Here is a 19,347-nt window from a genome sequence, read left to right as displayed (position 1 = left end):
AGTTCGCCGCTTGAGCTTTAACCCAGCCTCGCCCGTGCCTTGGCCGTCCAGGCATTGAACAGCCGGTCGGCGACGATGCCGATGAAGGCGATGGCGAGGCCCGCCACGATGCCGCGGCCGGAATCGGCCTTTGACAGCGCGATGAACACCTCCTGGCCGAGATCACGGGTGCCGACCATGGCGCAGATGATGATCATCGCCAACGCCATCAGGATGGTCTGGTTGACGCCCAGCATGATCTCGGGCAGCGCGAGCGGCAATTGCACGCGAAAGAAAGTCTGGCGCGGCGTGCAGCCCGAAACCTTGGCCGCCTCGATCAGTGCCGGCGGCACTTGCCTGATACCGTGGTTGGTGTAGCGGATCGCCGGCACCACGGCGAAGGCTATCGTTGCGATCATCGCGGTGACGTCGCCGACGCGGAACAGCATCACCACCGGAATGATGAAGCAGAAGGACGGCAGCACCTGCAGCGTATCGATGACGGGCGTGACCGTCTTCTCGAAGCGGTCGCTGCGCGCGGCCATCAGGCCGATGGGAATGCCGATCAGGCAAGCGATAAAAGCCGAGATGCCGCAGAGATAGACCGTCGCCATGGTCTTTTCCCACAGCCCGGTGACGGCGCAGAAGGCGGTCAGCGCTGCCACCAGAGCGGCAAGGCGCAAGCCGGAAAGCTGATAGCCGGCAAGGCCGAGCAAGAACACCGCGCCTAGCCACGGAAAGCCCTCGCAGAAGGCGCGCACCGGGTTCAGCACGTTGAGGATCAGCGCCACGCGAAAGGCTTCGATCGTGTCGAAGAAATTGATCGTCACCCAATTCACCGCCGCTTTCCACAATGGCGCGGTGGTGAAGGTGATCGTCTTCGGCACCGCCGCGAAGGCAGGCACGAAGAGGCCAAGCAGCGTGGTGACGATCAGGATGGCGACGGCCAGCGTCAGGTTGGGATAGCGCCGCCAGAAGGCGGGGAGGACTTGCCGGTGGACGTGACCTTTTGCATGGTTGGCGGCGATGGCTTGGCTCAGCCGGTCGAGCGCGATCGCCAGCGCCACGATGGCCAGCCCCGCTTCCATGGCTTCGCCGACCTTCAGCGCACGCAGCGCCAGCAGCACGTCATAGCCCAGCCCGCCGGCGCCGATCATCGAGGCGATGATCACCATGTTCAGCGCCAGCATGATCACCTGGTTGACGCCCACCATCAGCGTCGGCCGTGCTGACGGCAACAGCACGCGCCACAGTTTCTGCCGCGCCGTGCAGCCGGCCATCTCGCTGAAATCGTCGATCTCGGACGGCACCCGCGACAGGCCGAGCATCGTTGCCCGCACCATCGGCGGCGTGGCGAAGATGGCAGTGGCGATCATCGCCGAAACCGGGCTGTTGCCGAACAGGAGCAGCATCGGGATGAGATACGCGAAAGTCGGGATGGTCTGCATCAGATCGAGGGCAGGGGAGACCACCAGCCTTTCCGCCCAGGGCTTGCGCCAGGCCCAGATGCCGACGAACAATCCCGTGGCGATGCAGAATGGCACGGCGATGGAAATCAGCGCCAAAGTCAGCATGGCGCTGGTCCATTGGCCGAACAGCGCGACGTAGAGGAAACAGCCGCCGACCAGCATGCCGAGCCTGCGACCGCCGGCGGCATGCCCGGCGACAAAGGCCGCCGCGCAAACGCCGATCCAGGACAGGCGCGGCAGCACATAGGCGTCGGCGCCGTGGCCGATCTTGAAATTCTTGGCCAGAAGGTTGAGCGCGAAATCGAGCGGCACGCCGAGCACCGCCGTGATCGAGCGCGTCAGCCATGACAGGTTCGACTTGATCCAGCGCATCAGCGCGCTGACCCAGTCTGCGACCGGCACGATCGCCTCGGCCGGATAATTGACGGCCCAGGGGAGATTGTCCTGGAGCAGGAACACTATTAGCACCACCGCAAGCGCTGCGGCCCAGACCAGCAGCCATGTCTGCGCCGGCCGCGCCCTCGTCCCGCTGGCGCTTGCCGTTACTGTCATGCACCGGCTCCTGACCGCTCGATGCCGGCAAGAAGGTCGATCACCGCTTGCGGCGTCACCTCGCCGATCGGCTTGCCGCTGCCGTTGACCACCGCGAACGGTCTGCCGGCCGCGACGATGCTGGCCGAGAAGCTGGCAATCTTGGCCTCCGGCGCCACCGTGCCGCCATGCTCGGCGCCGTCGCAGGCGCGCATCAGGCTCTTCGCCGAGATCACTTTGGCGCGGTCGACGTCGCGGGTGAACTCGGCGACATAGTCGGTCGCCGGGTCGACCACCAGTTCCTCCGGCGTGCCGATCTGGATGACTTCGCCATCCTTCATGATGGCGATGCGGTCGGCCAGGCGGATCGCCTCGTCGAAATCATGAGTGATGAAGACGATGGTCTTGTGCAGCATGGTCTGCAACCGCATCAGCTCGTCCTGCATCTCGCGGCGGATCAGCGGATCGAGCGCCGAGAACGGCTCGTCGAGGAACCAGATCTCCGGCTTGGTCGCCAGACTGCGGGCGATGCCGACACGCTGCTGCTGGCCGCCGGACAGCTCGCGCGGATAGAAATGCTCGCGCCCGCGCAGGCCGACGAGATCGATCACCTCGCGGGCGCGCGCTTCGCGCGTCGCACGGTCCTGCCCCTGGATGCTGAGCGGAAAGGCGATGTTGTCCAGCACGTCGAGATGCGGCAGCAGCGCGAAATTCTGGAACACCATGCCCATGCGGTGGCGCCTGAGTTCGATGAGCGCGGCATCGGAGATCTTGAGCAGATCCTTGCCCTCGAACTCGACCTTGCCGTGCGTCGGCTCGACCAGCCGCGACATGCAGCGCACCAGGGTCGACTTGCCCGACCCCGAAAGCCCCATGATTGTGAAGATCTCGCCCTGGCGGATTTCGAGGTCGACGCCGCGTACGGCCCCGACCAGTCCGGCAGCGGCGATATCGGCCATGCTGGCCTTGCCGTCGCGCTCGCGGATGAAGCTGGCTGCGTTCGAACCGAACAGTTTCCAGACATTGCGGCAAGCCAGCTTTATCGGGCGGGCATCCTTTGGCGCGCCCGCAGCGTTCGATCCCGGTTCGGTATTGTCAGGCATTCAAGCGTCCTTCTGGAATATCGACGATTGAGGCCCGGCCGATCGACGGCCGGGTCTCATTCTCCAGTAGGAGCGATCACTGTGCCCAGGCTTTCCAGTCCGCTTCGTGGGCGGCGATCCAGGCGGCCGCGACGTCCTCCGGCGTCTTGCCGCCGAGGTCGATTTCACCGCTCATCTTGTTGAGCTCGTCGGTGTCGATCGTGTAGGCCTTGGCCACCTTGTAGGCGACGGGCCATTTGTCCTTCATGCCGTTCCAGGCATATTTCCAGATCTCGCCATGCGGCTTGCCGCAGTCATATTTGGCATCGGGATTCGTCCCCCATTTCGGATCGCTGTAGCATTCGGGCGTGTATTCGGGGAATTCGACCCATTCGCCCTTGTATTTGGCCGGCGCCCAATGCGGCGAATAGATCCACAGCATGATCGGCGCCTTGCGCTGATAGGCCGAATCCAGCTCCGCGAACATCGCCGCGTCGGTGCCGGCGTGGATGACGGTGAACGGCAATTTGAGTGCCTCGACACGCTCGTCGTCAAAACCCTCCCAGGTCACGGGGCCGCCGAGATAACGGCCCTTGGGTGCCGTCTCGGCTGTCGAAAAGGCCTCGGCGCATTTCGCATCCTTCAACGCTTCCCAATTGGGCAGGCCGGGGCATTTCTCCTTCATATATTCGGGGAACCACCACTCTTCCTTGGCCTTGGGGCCGAGTTTGCCGAGGCGCTCGGTCTGGCCGGTGGCATCGGAAGCCTTCATCGCCTCGCCGGCGGTCGTGTCCCAGAATTCCAGGCCGACATCGAGGTCGCCATTGGTGAGACCGGTGGTCAGGCTGGAGAGGTAATCGGCGGTCGGATATTCGACGGTGTAGCCGAGCTTTTCGAGAATGCCGCCGAGAATCTTGGCGTTGAGATTGACGCTGGTCCAGTCGAACAGCGCGATCTTGATGGGATCGTTGGATTCAGGGGCTGCGGCGTGGACGGAAAGCGTTGGCAGGCTTAGTGCCGCGAGCGCGACGGCGCCCATGGACAGTTTAGAAACTCTGCTCCGAAATGACATGCTTGTTCTCCTTCAAGCTGTGACGGTTATCGTTCGTTCCCTTCTTGCGTCTTTCTGCCCTTGTTGGGTTTTTTCTTGATTGTGTTGGAAAGACCTGCCTTTGCGCAAGGCCGTTTCCACCATCGCGCGGCCAAAACCGGCGCAGGCGGGATCGTGCAGAGTTTTTGATTGCGGAAACGGTGCTGAGAGGGTCGGCGTCATAGCTGCCGACGGATCGCTGCGACAGCGATCGCCTGCGGGTCGATTGCCAGCCTTATGGCGCCCTGCAAAATGCGAGCCATCAGGGTCCCCTGACCTCGGCTATCGGCCCGGCAAGCCCCATCGCCGGGACGCTTTCATGGGATGAAATTATATATACCAACGTTCATCGCGCGCAACGACTAAGGCTTGCTGGATGCATAATTCGGACCGCAGGCGAGGTCGCCTCCCAACCGGCCGAGCCACCTTACCAGCAGACATAGCCGCCATCGACGATCAGGTCGAGGCCGGTGACGAAGCTCGACGCGCGGCTGGCCAGGAACACGGTCGGCCCGACCATTTCCTCGGGCGCCGCCATGCGGCCCATCGGCGTGTCTCGCTTGAAGATCTTGATCTCTTCCGCCACCTCCGGCCGCTTGTTCATCGGCGTCAGCGTGTAGCCGGGGCTGACCACATTGACGCGCAGACCGCGGTCGGCCCACTCCATGGCGAGGCTCTTCGACATGTGGATGACGGCGGCTTTCGAGGAATTGTAATGCGCCTGCGTCAGCCCGCGATTGACGATGGTGCCCGACATCGAGGCGATGTTGACGATCGAGCCCTTGCGCCGCGCCAGCATCTTGCGCGCTTCGGCCTGGCAGGACAGGAACACGCCGGCGACATTGACCTCGTGTACCTTCCGCCACGTCTCCAGGGCCATCGTCTCGGCCGGCTCCGATCCGGCGATCCCGGCATTGTTGACGGCAATCGTCAGGGCGCCGAGTTCGCTCTCGACGCGGTCGGTCGCCGCCGCGAGATCGCTCTCGGACGTCACAGTGCCCGTCAGCACCAGCGCCTTGCGCCCAAGCGCGGTGATACGCTGTGCGGTCTCCTCCAGCCCGCCCTTCGATGCATGGCCGAAACAGGCGACGTCGGCGCCGGCCTGCGCCAATCCGATCGCGATTGCCTGGCCGATGCCGCTGCCGGCACCGGTAACCAGCGCGACATCGCCGTCCAGCTTGAAAAGATCCATCGATACCCTCCCTGCTTCGGGGAGGGTATGCGCTGTCCCGCGTTCCGATCAAGCCTTCAGCGCGGGCATGGCGACACGGCTAGAAATAGCCGTCGGAGGCGGCCGTGGCTTCTTTCGGGATCTCGACGCCGTCCACCAGGATCTTGTCGACCAGTTCGTGATGGAAGCAGACCAGACCCTTGATGCGCTCCGCCTCATGCACCGGCTCGGGATAGTACCAGACGAGGTTCTCGTGGCGTTTCTTGCCCGTCGTCACGTGATAGTAGTTGGAGATGCCCTTGTAGGGGCAGCGCGAGATGTAGCGGCTGGGCGCGAACATATCGAGCCGCGTGTCGGAGATCGGCAGATAATGGCGTACCGGATGGCCGGTCTCGAACAGGAACACGCCGCGCCGTGAATCGGCGACCTGCTCGCCGTCCAGGATCACCTGCACCCGCCGCGTGGACGGCAGGCAATCGACCCGTCGGAACGGGTCGCGGGCGTGGACGAAGATCTCCTCGTCCTCCTCATACCAGTGCGTCATCTTGGGCCAGTAGAAGGACATATAGTCCTCGATCGGCGGGCAGCCCTTGACGGGGTCGAGATAGCGCCAGGCGGCATCCTCGACCAGCGTGATACCGGTGTTGAGCGAGTAATGCGTGGCCAGGCCCTTGAACGGATCTTCCGTCACCGTCCTGCTCGGCAGCAGGAACTCCTCGCGCACGTCGCTCATCGGGAAGTAGTAGACCGGCAGGTGATCGGATTCGTAGAACACCAGCGCCCTGGTCGTGTCGGCGACGATCATCGGTCCCACGTGCACGCGCAGCCGCTTCTGCGTCGGCATGGTGAAGGCGACGTAGCCGGGCTCGAACTCATACTGCACGATCGTGTCGAGCAAGGGAAAATGCGGACCGCGGCCGCGCAAATGAGGCTTGCGAATGGTAGTCTCCCGTTTCTTTTCTTTTGTCATCGAGTGTTGGCGCAAAGCGAAATGAACCTGGATTGAGTCATCGTATCGGAGTGGGTTTCCGGGCGGCGGGCTTCTCCTGAGTCGGGCGGCTCGAACGATGGCCCCCCATCGCCCTTCGCAGCCCCGCTGGCGGATAGCCTCGCCGCCCGAAAGCAGAAATTGTCCATCCAGCCTCTATCCCAGCGACACCCGGTCGAGCAGCAGGCCGGCGGCGATCGGCGGCAGCCCGCTGACATTCTTGCGCACCGGCACCAGGAGGTCGGGGAAATAGCTGAAGATGACAGGCGTCTCGTCAAGCAGCAGCTTCTGGATGTCGGACGCCGCCGCCCGCTGCGCGCCGATGTCGAGCGCCTTGAGATAGGAAGTGACCATGCCGTCATAGGCCGGGCTCTTGAAATGCGCCGCGTTCCACGGACCGTCGCTGACCAGCGGGCTTTTCAGGAACACGTTCGGCACGCTGCGATGGGCGTAGTCGGTGATGCCGAGCGGGCTGTCCAGCCAGTCCGATTGACCGAACACCGCCTTGCCGTAATATTTGTCCTGGTCCTCGATGTTGAGCGAGACGCGCGCGCCGATCTCCTTGGCGAAGTTCTGGAACAACTGCGCGTAGCCGGGAATATCGGAATAGCGCAGCGTCGTCAGCGTGATGTCGAAGCCGCTGCCGAGGCCCGCCGCTTCCATAAGCTGCTTGGCCTTGGCGATGTCCTGGGAGCGCTGCGGCACCGACTTATCGGTTGCGGGAAAGGCCGGCGCAAACGGGCTGTCATTACCGGTCGCCGCCATCCCGCGGCACAGCCCATCCACCAGCTTGGAACGGTCGATGCACAGCGCCAGCGCCTGGCGCACGCGCTTGTCGGTGAAAGGCGCCATGTCGCAGCGCATGTGAAGCTGGCGGTGCGCGGTCGAGGCGACGCGCAGCACGGTGATGTCTGGGCTGTTCAGCACCACCTGGCTGACATCGAGCGGAACGGCGTCGAGTATGTCCACTTCGCCGGCCTGCAGCGCCAGGATGCGCGGCTGCACATCGCCGTAGAATTTGAACTCGAGCCGGTCGGGCAGCGCCTTCTCGCCCCAATAATCGGGGTTGCGGATGAAGGTCGCGCCGACTTTCGGCGTGTAGGTCTCCAGCCGGAACGGGCCGGTGCCTTCAAAGGTCTTCTCGTAATCGCCCTTGTAGCTCGCCGGCAGGATGACGGCATTGTAATTGTCGATCGACACCGAATAGGGAAAGCTGCCGTTCGGCACGTCGAGATGGAAGGCGACGGTGTGGTCGTCGACCTTGCGGGTGCCGCCCTTCGACAGCAGCCCCTTGAACACCGAAAGCGCGTTCGAGGCCCAGTCCGGGTCGGCCAGCCGGTCGAAGGTCGCGACGACGTCGTCGGCCTTGAAATCCTCGCCATTGTGGAATTTCACGCCCTTGCGCAGCTTGAACGTCCAGACGCTGCCGTCTTCGTTCGGCGACCAGCTTTCCGCCAGCACAGGCTTCAGCGTGAGGTCCGGCTGTGTGACGCAGAGGAACTCGGCGGTCTGGAAAACCAGCTGGTAGCTGCCGCTGTCGTAATAGGTCACGGGATCGATGGCGCCGCCGGGCGTCGCCACGCCGGCGCGCACCGTACCGCCCGGCTTGCCTTCGGCGCGTGCCTTTTGCGTGCCGAGGCCGGCAGCGGCGACAAGGCTGCCCAGGAACGGCAGCGAAAGGCCGAGAACGCTGCCATGGCGCAGGAAATCGCGCCGGTCGAGCCGGCCGGCCAGTAATTCGTCGACAGCGGAATTTTCGATTGCAGTGAGATTCCGGCGGGCGATGTCGATCCTCTCGAAATGCTTCGGCATGGCCGCAATCCTCGCTTGTCTTGGGGCAGGCCATCTAGTTCATCGTTGACCGCGACCGGAAAGCGATATTTTTTGATAGGGTCTATCGGAATTTTCGATGCGGGAGCGAAGGTATGGACACCGAAAACCTGCGCAGTTTCCTGGAGATTGCCGAGCATGGCAGCTTCACCGTCGCGGCCAATCGGCTGAACCTTGCCCAGTCCACCGTCAGTGCGCGGATAAGGGTGCTGGAGGAGCAGTTGGGGCGACGGCTTTTCGTCCGCGACCGCGATGGCATCACGCTGACGCCGGCCGGCCGCCAGTTCCTGCCGCATGCGTCCGCAATTACCCGCACCTGGGAGCAATCGAGGCAGGACATCGCAGTTCCCGATGGCTACGAAACACTGCTGCGGCTGACCGCGCCCGCCTATCTGTGGGAGCGCATCACCTCGCCATGGGTCGAATGGATGCGCGCCGAGCGGCCGAACGTGGCGTTGCGGCTCGAGGGCAGTTTTCCCGATCTGGCGATCGACCAACTGGCCGAAGGCCTGCTCGACATCTGCATCCTCTATCTGCCGCGGCCGCATCCCGGCATCGTTTACGAAACGCTGGCGGTCGATCAGGTGGTGCTTGTCCAGCACGCTGCACAGACGAAGCCGTGGACCGAGAACTACATACTGATGGACTGGGGGCTCGAATTCCGCATCGAGCATGATCGGGCGTTTGCCGGCATGGTCAAGCCGGCCATTTCGGCCGGCCTGGTCTTCATCGGGTTGCAGCACGTGCTGTCGCAGCAAGCCGCCGCCTATCTGCCGCTCAGCGCCGTCAGCGGCCATATCGAGCGCGGCGAAATGAAACGCGTCGCGAACACGCCCGTGTTCCAGCGGCCGATCTATCTTGCCTATCCCAGCAATCCGGCGTCGTCGGACGTGCTCGACGTGGCCTTGGCGGGATTGCGGGCGCTGACGAGGGATTGGGCCGGCGAGCAGGGCTTTGCCGAGGGCGACAGATCCTTCAGCATGGCCGGCCATCTGTGAAGGGCAGGGGCCGCATTTTCGGCTACGCCGGCTGGGTATCGACCGCTACCGGCCTCTGCAGCCTGGCGAGTTCCGCGTAGGGGATATGGCAGCGGATCGAGTGTCCGGGGCGCGCCTCGGCCAGCGGCGGCTCCCGCTGTTCGCAGATCGGGCCGATCTTGCGCGGGCAGCGCGTGTGGAACACGCACCCCGAGGGCGGGTTGGTGGCGCTGGGGATTTCGCCGTCGAGACGGATGCGTGCCGTTTCGGTCTGGTCGAGCCTGGGCACGGCCGACAGCAGCGCTTCGGTGTAGGGGTGATGCGGGCCGGAGAAAACCTCTTCCGACGGCCCAAGCTCCATGATGCGGCCGAGATAGAGGACGGCAATCTTGTCGGAGAGGTAGCGCACCACGCCAAGGTCATGCGAGATGAAGATGTAGCTGACGTCTTCCTTCGCTTGCAGATCGGCGAGCAGGTTGAGGATCGCCGCCTGCACCGACACGTCGAGTGCGGAGGTCGGCTCGTCGCACACGACGATGCGTGGATCGCCGGCGAAGGCACGCGCTATGGCAACGCGCTGTTTCAGTCCGCCCGACAGCTGGCGCGGCTTCACGGCCAGATGCCGGTCGGTCAGCCGCACCGAGCGGACGAGGTCGTCGAGGCGCGCCTCCAGCGCCTTGCCGCTCAAGCCTGCCAGCCGCTTCAGCGCGCGGCCGATCAGATGCCTTATCGAATGCGAGCGGTTGAGTGCGGAGTCCGGATTCTGGAAGACGATCTGCATCGCCTTGACCTGGTCGTCGCTGCGGTCCCCAAGCCGCGGCGCCAGCGCCTTGCCCTCGAGCTCGATGCTGCCGCCGTCGTCGGGCGGCACGAGGCCGAGCAGCAGCCTGGCGAAAGTAGTCTTGCCGCTGCCGGATTCGCCGACCAGCCCGAGCGTTTCGCCCGGCCTGAGATCGAGCGACACGTCCTTCACCGCGCGCAGCGAGTGGCCATGGCTGGCAAAGGTCTTGTTCAGTCCGGCGACCCGCAATACCGGCGCGGCCGCGGCTTTCGGGGCGGCGGGCGCGTCGATGGGCGTCGCGCGCGGCAGGGATTGCGCCTTCTCGTGATAGTGGCAGCGCGACAGCCGGCCGCCCAGCTCGTAGAGCGGCGGCAACTCGTTGCGGCAGCGGTCGGTAGCGAGAGCGCAGCGGTCGGCGAAGGGGCAGCCCTTGATGTCGGCCCCGATGCCGGGCAAAAAACCCGGGATGGTGTCGAGGCGGCCCTGGTCCTTGCGCTGGCCGCCGCGCGGCAGGCAGCGCAGCAGCGCCACCGTATAGGGGTGGCGGGGATCCTTGAAGACGGCCTGCGTCGGTCCTTCCTCGACCAGCATGCCGGCATAGAGCACGCCGACGCGGTCGCACATGTTGGAGACGACGGCGAGATTGTGGCTGATGAACAGGATCGAGGCCGACAGTTCTTGCCGCAGCTGCGCGATCAGGTCGAGAACCTCGGCCTCGACCGTCGCGTCGAGGCCAGTCGTCGGCTCGTCGAGGATCAGCATCGAGGGATCGTTGGCCAGCGCCATGGCGATCGCCACGCGCTGCTGCATGCCGCCGGAAAGCTGGTGCGGATAGCGTTGCATGACCCTGACCGGATCGGAGATCCGCACCCGGTTGAGCATGGCGATTGCGCGATCCTCGGCTGCCTGCCCCGTTTTGCCGCCAAGCTCGAATATCTCGGTCAGCTGGCGACCGATGCGGATCGACGGGTTCAGCGCCTTGCCGGGGTCCTGATAGACCATGGAGACGCTTTCGGCCCGCGCCTGCCTGAGCGCCTCGGCATCGAGCTTCATGACGTCCTGCCCGTCGAGGAAGATCGCGCCGCCTGATATCGAACCGTTTCTGGGGAGGTAGCGTACGACGGAAAGGGCGACCGTGGATTTGCCGCAGCCGGATTCGCCGACCAACCCATAAGCCTCGCCCCGGCCGATGGTGAGGCTGAGATTGCGCAGCACCGCCCGGTTGCGGCCGGAAACACGATAGGCGACCGACAGGTCGTTGAGGTCGAGTGCGTTCTGGGCCTTCGCCTTCCGGATCTTGGCGGGTTCAGTCATTGAACGCTCCATGCACGCCGTCGGCCGCCAGGTTGACGCCAATCACCAGCGAGGCGATGGCGAGCGCGTCGAACAGCACGGTCCACCAGAAGCCGCCGCCGATCATGCCGTAATTGCTGGAGATCGAGAGCCCCCAGTCCGGCGATGGCGGCTGGATGCCGAAGCCCATGAAGGAGAGCGTGGCGACCGCGAAGATGGCGTAGCCCAGCCGCACCGTGGTTTCGACCAGGATTGGCGGGATGACGTTGGGCAGGATCTCGACGAACATCGTATGCAGCGCGCTTTCATGCCTGAGCTGGGCGGCGGCGACATAGTCGAGCTCGCGCTCAGCCAGCACCGCCGAGCGCACGGTGCGCGCGATGATCGGCGCGAAGCTCAGCCCAATGACGACGATGACGGTGGTCTTGGACGTGCCGAGCGCCACGATGGCGAGCAGCGCCACGATCACCACCGGGATTGCCATGAAGGCCTCCAGGATGCGGCTGACGACATCGTCAACGATGCCGCGGAAGTAACCGGTGAGCAGCCCGAGCGCCGTGCCGGCCACCGTCGCCAGCAATGTCGCCAGCGGCGCGACTGTCAGGATGTCGCGCGAGCCGACGATGACGCGTGAGAAGACGTCGCGGCCGATCTGGTCGGTGCCGAACCAGTGTTCGGCCGAAGGCGGCGCCAGCGCGTTGATGATGTCGTCGGCAAGCGGATCGTAGGGCGCGAAATGTTCGCCGAACAGCGCGCAGGCGACCCAGAACAGCACGATGGTGATGCCGACGAGGAAGGTGCCGGAGCGAAGCAGCGAGGACAAAACCTCCGCCAGCGGGCTGCGCTGACGTGTGTCGTCCTGCCTGGCGGGACTGGTCTGGACGGCGCTCATTGTTCTGACCCCAGCCGGATGCGTGGATTGAGCACGGAATAGAGGAAGTCGGCCACAAGGGTGGCCATGGCATAGACGATGCCGATGGTCAGGATGCCCGATTCCAGCATCGGGAAATCCTTGCCCCGCGCGGCGGTGAAGATCAGCGAGCCGATACCCTGGTAGCGGAACAGCGTCTCGATCACCACGAGGCCGCCGATGAGATAGCCGGTCTGGGTGGCGATCACGGTGATGGTCGGCAGCAGCGCATTGCGCAGCACGTGGCGCCAGATCACCGTGCGCCAGGGCAGGCCCTTCAGCACCGCGGTTCGCGTATAGTCGGAATCGAGCGCCTCGATCATGCCCGAGCGCGCCATGCGCGCGATATAGCCGAACAGCACCAGGAACAGCGGCAGCGCCGGCAGGATCAGGTAGTAAAGCTGCGTGAAGAAACCGGCATCACGCGGCCATGCCGCCGAGATCGGCAGCCAGCGCAGCCAGACGCCGAAGATCAGGATCAGGATGATGCCGGTGACGAACTCCGGCAGCACCGTCACCGACAGGCCGCCAAGGCTGATGATACGGTCGAGCGGCCGGTTGAGATTGAGGGCTGCGACGACGCCGCCAAGGATTCCGATCGGCACCACCAGCACGAAGGCGACCGCCGCCAGCTTCATCGAATTTCCCAGCGCATCGATAACGAAGGGGGCGACCGGCGAGCGGAAGATGTAGGACGTGCCCATGTCGCCCTGGACGAAGTTTGAAATCCAGCTCCAGTACTGGGCAAGCAGTGGCCGGTCGACGCCGAGCGAATGGTTGAGCGCATCGACGGCGCGCTGGTCGGCGAACGGCCCCAATATGGCGCGCCCGACATTGCCGGGCAGCACCTGCCCGCCCAGGAAGACCATGATGCTGAGCAGGAACAGTGTGACGAGCGAAAGCGAGACGCGCCGGACAAGGAAGGAGAGAATGGCTAACACTCCCTGAGTAGCCAGCTCCCGTCAGGAAGCTGGCTGTTATAGGATTGGCTTTCCCTTTCGCTCAGGCCTTCGACGCCTTTTCCAGGAACAGCTGCGACATCGCGGTCGGCTGCACGCCGGCCACGCCCTTCGCCGTCGCCGTCAGATAGTCGTAGAAATAGCCGAAGATGACCGGCGTCTCCTCGAGCAGAAGTTTCTGGATCTTGCCTGCCGTCGCCTTCTGCGCTTCGAGATCTAGGGCCGCGATATAGCTGGTCGCCAGCGCGTCGTAGTCCTTGTTCTTGAAGTGCGCCGCGTTCCATGTGCCTTCGCTCTTCAGCGGGGCGGCAAGATAGACGTTCGGCACGCCGCGGTGGCCGTAGTCGGTGATGCCCATTTCCGAGTCCAGCCAGTTCGATTTGCCGAACACGGCGTCGCCGTAATAGGCGCTCTGGTCGAGGATGTTGAGCTCGAGCTCGATGCCGATTTCCTTGACCCAGTTCTGGATGAGCTGGGCGTATTCGGGGATTTCGAGATAGCGCTCGGTGGTCAGCGTCATCTTGAAGCCCTTGCCGGCGCCCGCCGCTTCCATGAGCTGCTTGGCCTGCGCGATGTCCTGCTTGCGCTGCGGCACGCTCGCATCGGTCGAGGGATAGACCGGGGCGAACGGGCTGTCGTTGCCAGCCACGGCGCGCCCCTTCATCAGGCCGGCGACCAGCTTGTCGCGGTCAAGGCTGAGCGCGATGGCGCGGCGCACGCGCGCATCCTTCATCGGCCCGTCGTCACAGCGCAGGTGCAGTTGCTGGTGCGCCGACGATTTCAGGCTGATGATGTCGATGTTGGGATCGTTGAGCAGCGCCACGCCAGACAGGACAGGCATCTGGTTGATGATGTCGACCTGCCCGCCTTGAAGCGCCAGGATCATTGGCTGCATGTCGGCAAAGAACGTGAATTCGGTGCGTTCCGGCAGCGCCTTCTCGCCCCAATAGTCCTCATTGCGGACGAAGGAAGCGCCGACCTTCGGCGTGTATTTGTCGATCTTGAAGGGCCCGGTGCCGTCGAAGCTCTTTTCGTAGTCGCCCTTATAGCTCGCCGGCACGATGACGGCGTTGTAATTGTCCGATGACACCAGGTAGGGAAAGTTGCCGTTCGGGGCGTCGAGGTGGAATTCCACCGTGTAGTCGTCGACCTTCTTGCTGGCGCCCTTCGACAGGATGCCGGTGAACACCGACAGTGCGTTGGATGAGTTGGCCGGGTCGGCGAGCCGGTCGATGCTGGCCACCACGTCGTCGGCCTTCATTTCGCCGCCGCTATGGAACTTCACGCCCTTACGCAGCTTGAAAGTCCACACCGAGCCGTTGTCGTTCGGCTTCCAGCTTTCAGCCAGCGCCGGCTTGAGCACGAGATCGGGACCGTCGACGCAGAGGAACTCTGCGACTTGTTGCATGATCAGCAGGCCGCCGGCATCGGCGATCGTGACAGGGTCGATCGTCGCCGCCGGCACGCTGCTTGCGACGCGGATCGTGGCGCCTGGCGCGCCTTGCGCCCGGGCGGGCGACGGCACGGCACCGAGGCCCGCGGCCGTGGTGATGCCGCCCAGCAGCGGCAGAGACAGGCCGAGCAGGCTGCCATGGCGGATGAAGTCGCGGCGGCTGACACGGCCGTCGACGAGACCGTCGATGAGATGATTTTCGAGCGGCGAGCGATTGCGCCGGATGAGATCGAGAATGCGATAATTCTTGCTCATGGGTTTGACCCTTTCCCCTGTTTCTTATGGTTGACGAAAATTCGCGACTACACCGTTTCCGGTCGCCAGAGGCCTGTAGACCGGGACTGTAGCACGCGGTTTTGTCCGGTCCATCCAGTCCTTGGCGTGGATGTGCCGGATTCTGGGCTGCACTGCTTCCTCTGGTCCGTGGCCACCTTTCCGATCGGGATCGCGGCGGCTGGCTTCTTCTGTTTTGGCCGGCCGCCCTCATCTAGTTCAGCGGCAAACGACGGTAAGTTCCGGGCCTTGCCGGATCGTGATATTTGTCGCAGGGGCCGTTCTCTGCGAAGTCGCGATGGCAGGCAGAGAGCCGTTCTCGCGACAATGTGATGCCGAGACCGGCCCCCTCCGGGACGCGCACGATATTGTTCCTCGGGCAAAACGGTCCCTCTTCGGTTACGTCCGTCGGTTGCATGCGAAACAGCGACTGGTTCGGCTCCCGTATCCAGCCGAGTGCCGCGCACAGATGCAGGTAGGCGGCGCTGCCGATGCCGCTGTCGCCGCTGTAGCACCAGAAATCGATGCCGGCGTGCTCGCAGGCGCCGACGAAGCGCAGCATGCGGCCGATGCCGCCATGCGCCGTCGGATTGCCGACGAAGGCGTCGGGCACCTTGAGGTCCATGGCGCGGGCGATGTCGATGTTGTGGGTCGAGAACGGGATCGAGCAATGGCGCCTGAGTTCGCGCATCTCCTCGATCGTCGCCACCGGATCCTCCCAATTGCGCACGCCAAGCTCTTCCAGCGGCCGCGCCAGTCGCCGGGCGGTGCTGAGCGAATAGGCCTGGTTGGAATCGATGCGGATCATCGCATCGTCGCCGAGCTTCCTGCGGATCAATTCGATCATCTTCAGCGAGATTTTTGGAGCCTGCGTCGAGAACTTCCCTTCGAAGAAGGTCGTTCCGTGCGTCTCATGAAGCTCGACGCAATAGTCGGCGACCTCCTCCGGCGTCGTCTCGCCTTTCACCCTTGGCCCGTCGCCGCGCAGCGAGAAATAGTCGGTGAATGGGATGTCCTTGCGCACGGCCCCGCCGAGCAATTGGTAGAGCGGCTGGTTCCACGCCTTGCCGCGCAGGTCCCAGAGCGCCATGTCGATCGCGCCGAAGGCCATGATGCGGGTGCGGTCGTTGATCGACTGCACGCCGGTCCAGTAGGGGAGGCAGACATGCTCGGCGCCGGCGATGTCAAAGGCGTCGCGGCCCACGAGCCGCGGTGCCAGGATGTCGTTGATGATCGCGGCTGCTGCCGGTGTCGGTGCTTCGCCGAGGCCGATCAGGCCATCTTCGGTCTCCACTTCGACAATGGTCGGCGAGAAGCCGTCGAGTTCACCGAACACCCAGGCATAAGGCGCCTCCAGCCTGAGGTTGATCGGCGTCGCCTTGATGCCGCGGATTTTCACCGGCCGACCTCGAAGAAGGGCTTGCCGAGAAGATCCGGGAGGACGTCGATGCCGAGGCCCGGACCATCCGGAACGCCCATGCGGCTGCCGGTGACCGGCGGCTTGTTCGACGCCGTGCGCACCGTCACCCATTCGTGGAAGGCGATGGCGTGCAGGCGGCGCTCCAGCGGCGTCGACAGCGACAGATGCGCCATGGCCGCAGTGTCGATCTCGGCGCCGCCAGTGTCCTCGACGGTGATCATGAAGCCGAGGTCTACGGCGACATCGCGGATCAGCCGGGTCCTGGTGACGCCGCCGAGCCGCGAGATCTTCAGCGTCAGCCCGTCGGCCGCGCCCCGGCGATGGATTTCCAGCATGTCCTCGAGCGAGGTGACGGATTCGTCGAGCACCATCGGCTTGTCGAGCATGCGGCGCACCGACATGGTTTCCTCGATCGTCGTGCAGGGTTGCTCGAATGTGTAATCGACCGAGCGCGTCGCATCGGCGAACTGGCGCGCCTGGTAGGGCGTCCAGCCGGCATTGGCGTCGCAGAAGATGACAGTGTCTTTCGGCACTGAGGCGGCGACCGCCGTGACGCGTTCGATGTCGTCGCGGACGTTGCCGCCGACCTTGACCTGCAGCCGGTGGAAGCCGTCCTGGACGATGCGCTTCGCAAGCGCGGCCATGGCATCGACGCTGCCATGGGTGACGACCTTGTAGAGCTCGGCCGTATCGCTCTCCTTACCGCCCAGCATCGTCACCAGCGGCACGTCGGCGGCGCGCGCGGCGAGATCCCAGCAGGCCATGTCGAGTGCCGACTTGATGTAGGGGTGGCCCTTGAAGACGGTGTCCATCAGCCGGCCGATGCCAGCGAGGCCGCGTGGCTCCTGGCCGATGAGGTGCGGGGCGATCTCCATAACGCCGGCACGGGCGCCCGCCGGGAAGGCGGCCGAATAGAAATTGCCGAGCGGCGCCATCTCGCCCCAGCCGGTGATGCCATCGTCTGAGGAGATGGCGACGATCACCGCGTCGAAGGCGTCGGCGACGCGCCCCTTGGACATGCGGTAGGGGCCGTCCACGAAGGGCTGCACGACATGGTAGGCCTTGATGGTTGCGATCTGCACGTTGATGTCCGTTATCCGCCGGGGAAGGATCAGGCGCCTTTCGACGGGCGCTGTTCGAGGGCGCGCGCGTAGGCAAGAAGCTCTTCAAAGTCGTGGTCTATATGCTCGCGGGCGTGGCGCTGGGCAGCGCGCATGTCGTCGCCCTTGAGCAGCCGCACGTAGGTCTCGTGAACGTCCTCGGCGGGCACCGCTTCGTTGCGTGCCTGCTGGTGCAGGGCGAAATACATCTGCAACCGGCTGGTCAGCCGCTGCCATGTTTCCAAAAGAACGGAATTGTCGGCCCATTCGTGAATCAGGCCATGCAGTTGCAGTGCGGTTTCGATCTGCCTTGTGGTGTCGCGGTCGCGCGTCGCCTGCTTCACCGCCTCATGGCGCCGGTCGAGCTCATCGAAAAAGCGCCGGTCGCGCAGCTCCCATGTCCGCTCGATGGCGAATTCGTCGAGCACCTTGTTGAGCGAGTAGACATCGTCGATGTCCTTGGCGGTGACATTGATGACGAAGGTGCCGGCATAGGGGATGCTGGTCAGTATGCCTTCCTGCACCAGCTCGCGCATCGCTTCGCGCAAAGGCGCGCGGCTGACGCGCATCTGCTCGGAAATCCGCAGCTCGTTGAGCTTCTGGCCCGGCTCCAACTGGCCGGTCAGGATTGCCCGTCGCAGCAGCGCCACGATCTCCGCGCGGCGCGTCGTATCCGCGATTGGACTGAAATCCGCCTTTGCCATCCGGCCACTCCCGACGAAACAGGGCAAGACAAGCAGATTGTCGACAATCTAACAAGAGCTTTGCGGCTTTTTTACATCGCCGGTACTGGTCGGGCGGAACTGCTCGCAAAAGCGGCGCCCGCGACCTGTGGGAAGGCCGGGGCGCCGCGCTGAAACCGGGCCTGCGGGGGAGTCAGGTGGCCGGTTTCTGTGGCAGTGGCGAAATCGGCATTCCAGGGCCGATCTTCTGCAGATTGCCTGTTATCACCTGGTCGCCTTCCGCGACGCCGCTGAGGATGGCCACCAGGTCGCCGCTGGTCGGCCCGGTCGAAACCAGCCGCTGGTCGACCGTATTGCCCTTGCCGACGACGTAGAGATATTTGCCGAGTTGGCTCGAACCCAGTGCGACCTGCGGCACCATCAGCGCATCGGGCTGCTGTTTGACGTGCAGCCGTACGCGGACATATTGGCCAGGCAGCAGCGCGAACTTGGCGTTGCCGATGGTGGCGCGCGCGGTGATGGTGCCGGTCGAATGGTCGATCGTGTTGTCGATGAAGGTGAGTTCACCCTTCTGATGGGCTTCGGTCTCGCCCGGGAGCAGCACCTCGACCTCGATCGGGCCGGCGGCGCGAGCTTCCTCGATCTGCGCCAGATCGCTCTCGCTCGGATTGAAGGTTACATAGATCGGGTCGAGTTGCACTAGCGTGTTGAGCACCGTGCCGGCGACACTGACCAGCGTGCCGATCGAGGCCTGGTTACGGCCGATGCGGCCGGCGAAGGGAGCGCGGATCTCCGAATAGCTCAGATTGAGCTCGGCCGTGCGGACCGCCGCCTGGTTGAGCGCCAGCGACGCCTGCGCCTCGCGCAGAGTGCTGGTGCGCTGGTCGAAGCTGTCCTTGGCCAGGTAGCCGCTCTTGGCGAGCTCGGTGCCGCGGCCGAGATTGGAGCGGGCATAGTCGAGCGTCGCGGTGTCGCGCTGCACCTGCGCTTTCGCCTGGTCGAGCGCCGCCTGGAAATCCTGCGGCGCGATCTTGTAGAGGAGGTCGCCTTTTTTGACGTCGGCACCGTCTTCGGCGACCTGCTCTTCCAGGTAACCCGGCACTCTGGCCTGCAGCGTGACGCTGCGGATCGGTTCGGTGCGGGCGGCATAGTCGAGATAGATCGGGATCGTCTTCTTCACCACGCTGGTCACCGGCACCGGCATGACGAATGCCGCGGGAGCGGGGGTCGCCGCTCCGGCCGTGCCGGCATTGAGGCTGAGGCTGCCCATATCGAGCAGGTGAACGCTCGCCACCGAGATTGCGCCCAGCGCGACAGCCGCGCCCAAAGCGATTTTCCATTTACGCATGTTCAGTCTC

The 19,347-nt window shown here is 64.4% G+C and carries 15 protein-coding genes; 1 reads left to right on the top strand and 14 read right to left on the bottom strand.

Annotated elements, in window-relative coordinates:
* Window positions 1–17 precede the first annotated feature (17 nt).
* From FJ964_RS15220 to FJ964_RS15195, 6 genes are all read right to left on the bottom strand, one after another.
* Complete coding sequence (locus FJ964_RS15220; RefSeq protein ID WP_140551124.1) at window positions 18–2,000, bottom strand: ABC transporter permease subunit; 1,983 nt, start codon at window positions 1,998–2,000, stop codon at window positions 18–20.
* Window positions 1,997–3,082: a glycine betaine/L-proline ABC transporter ATP-binding protein gene (locus tag FJ964_RS15215; RefSeq protein WP_140551123.1), complete on the bottom strand. Its 1,086-nt coding sequence runs from the start codon at window positions 3,080–3,082 to the stop codon at window positions 1,997–1,999. Before FJ964_RS15215 ends, FJ964_RS15220 begins: the two co-directional genes overlap by 4 nt.
* 76 nt (window positions 3,083–3,158) lie before the next feature.
* The gene (locus FJ964_RS15210) at window positions 3,159–4,133 is read right to left on the bottom strand and encodes an ABC transporter substrate-binding protein (protein WP_140551122.1); all 975 of its coding nucleotides are present in this window, start codon (window positions 4,131–4,133) and stop codon (window positions 3,159–3,161) included.
* 445 nt (window positions 4,134–4,578) lie between these two features.
* On the bottom strand, window positions 4,579–5,343 hold the full coding sequence (locus tag FJ964_RS15205; protein ID WP_140551121.1) for an SDR family oxidoreductase: 765 nt from the start codon (window positions 5,341–5,343) through the stop codon (window positions 4,579–4,581).
* A 79-nt stretch (window positions 5,344–5,422) separates the two neighbouring features.
* Window positions 5,423–6,292 (bottom strand): DUF427 domain-containing protein, encoded by an 870-nt coding sequence (locus FJ964_RS15200; protein WP_140551120.1) that lies wholly within the window; start codon window positions 6,290–6,292, stop codon window positions 5,423–5,425.
* Between the two features lie 174 nt (window positions 6,293–6,466).
* Window positions 6,467–8,122 carry an ABC transporter substrate-binding protein gene (locus FJ964_RS15195; protein ID WP_140551119.1) on the bottom strand — a complete coding sequence of 552 codons (1,656 nt, stop codon included), beginning with the start codon at window positions 8,120–8,122 and terminating at the stop codon, window positions 6,467–6,469.
* Between the two features lie 113 nt (window positions 8,123–8,235).
* On the opposite strand from FJ964_RS15195, the gene FJ964_RS15190 reads away from it, so the two are divergent.
* Entirely contained in the window at window positions 8,236–9,138 is a 903-nt protein-coding gene (locus FJ964_RS15190; RefSeq protein WP_140551118.1) for a LysR family transcriptional regulator, read from the top strand.
* 22 nt (window positions 9,139–9,160) lie between these two features.
* On the opposite strand, the gene FJ964_RS15185 is transcribed toward FJ964_RS15190, so the two are convergent.
* From FJ964_RS15185 to FJ964_RS15150, 8 genes are all read right to left on the bottom strand, one after another.
* Window positions 9,161–11,212: an ABC transporter ATP-binding protein gene (locus tag FJ964_RS15185; protein ID WP_140551117.1), complete on the bottom strand. Its 2,052-nt coding sequence runs from the start codon at window positions 11,210–11,212 to the stop codon at window positions 9,161–9,163.
* The gene (locus FJ964_RS15180; RefSeq protein ID WP_140497909.1) at window positions 11,205–12,083 is read right to left on the bottom strand and encodes an ABC transporter permease; all 879 of its coding nucleotides are present in this window, start codon (window positions 12,081–12,083) and stop codon (window positions 11,205–11,207) included. The genes FJ964_RS15185 and FJ964_RS15180 overlap by 8 nt, the downstream gene beginning before the upstream one ends.
* Window positions 12,080–13,033, bottom strand: coding sequence for an ABC transporter permease (locus tag FJ964_RS15175; protein WP_140551313.1), 954 nt, complete (start codon window positions 13,031–13,033; stop codon window positions 12,080–12,082). The genes FJ964_RS15180 and FJ964_RS15175 overlap by 4 nt, the downstream gene beginning before the upstream one ends.
* Window positions 13,034–13,103: 70 nt before the next feature.
* On the bottom strand, window positions 13,104–14,768 hold the full coding sequence (locus FJ964_RS15170; protein ID WP_140551116.1) for an ABC transporter substrate-binding protein: 1,665 nt from the start codon (window positions 14,766–14,768) through the stop codon (window positions 13,104–13,106).
* Window positions 14,769–15,000: 232 nt separating this feature from the next.
* Window positions 15,001–16,185, bottom strand: a complete 1,185-nt coding sequence (locus FJ964_RS15165; RefSeq protein WP_140551115.1) for a mandelate racemase/muconate lactonizing enzyme family protein — start codon at window positions 16,183–16,185, stop codon at window positions 15,001–15,003.
* On the bottom strand, window positions 16,182–17,288 hold the full coding sequence (locus FJ964_RS15160) for a mandelate racemase/muconate lactonizing enzyme family protein (protein WP_140551114.1): 1,107 nt from the start codon (window positions 17,286–17,288) through the stop codon (window positions 16,182–16,184). Before FJ964_RS15160 ends, FJ964_RS15165 begins: the two co-directional genes overlap by 4 nt.
* A gap of 29 nt (window positions 17,289–17,317) precedes the next feature.
* Entirely contained in the window at window positions 17,318–18,010 is a 693-nt protein-coding gene (locus tag FJ964_RS15155; protein ID WP_140551113.1) for a GntR family transcriptional regulator, read from the bottom strand.
* Between the two features lie 172 nt (window positions 18,011–18,182).
* Window positions 18,183–19,337 (bottom strand): efflux RND transporter periplasmic adaptor subunit, encoded by a 1,155-nt coding sequence (locus tag FJ964_RS15150; RefSeq protein ID WP_140551112.1) that lies wholly within the window; start codon window positions 19,335–19,337, stop codon window positions 18,183–18,185.
* Between the last annotated feature and the right edge of the window lie 10 nt (window positions 19,338–19,347).

The sequence above is a fragment of the Mesorhizobium sp. B2-3-2 genome, assembly GCF_006442295.1.
GTDB lineage: Bacteria > Pseudomonadota > Alphaproteobacteria > Rhizobiales > Rhizobiaceae > Mesorhizobium.
This window is presented reverse-complemented; position numbering and strand designations above follow the sequence as displayed.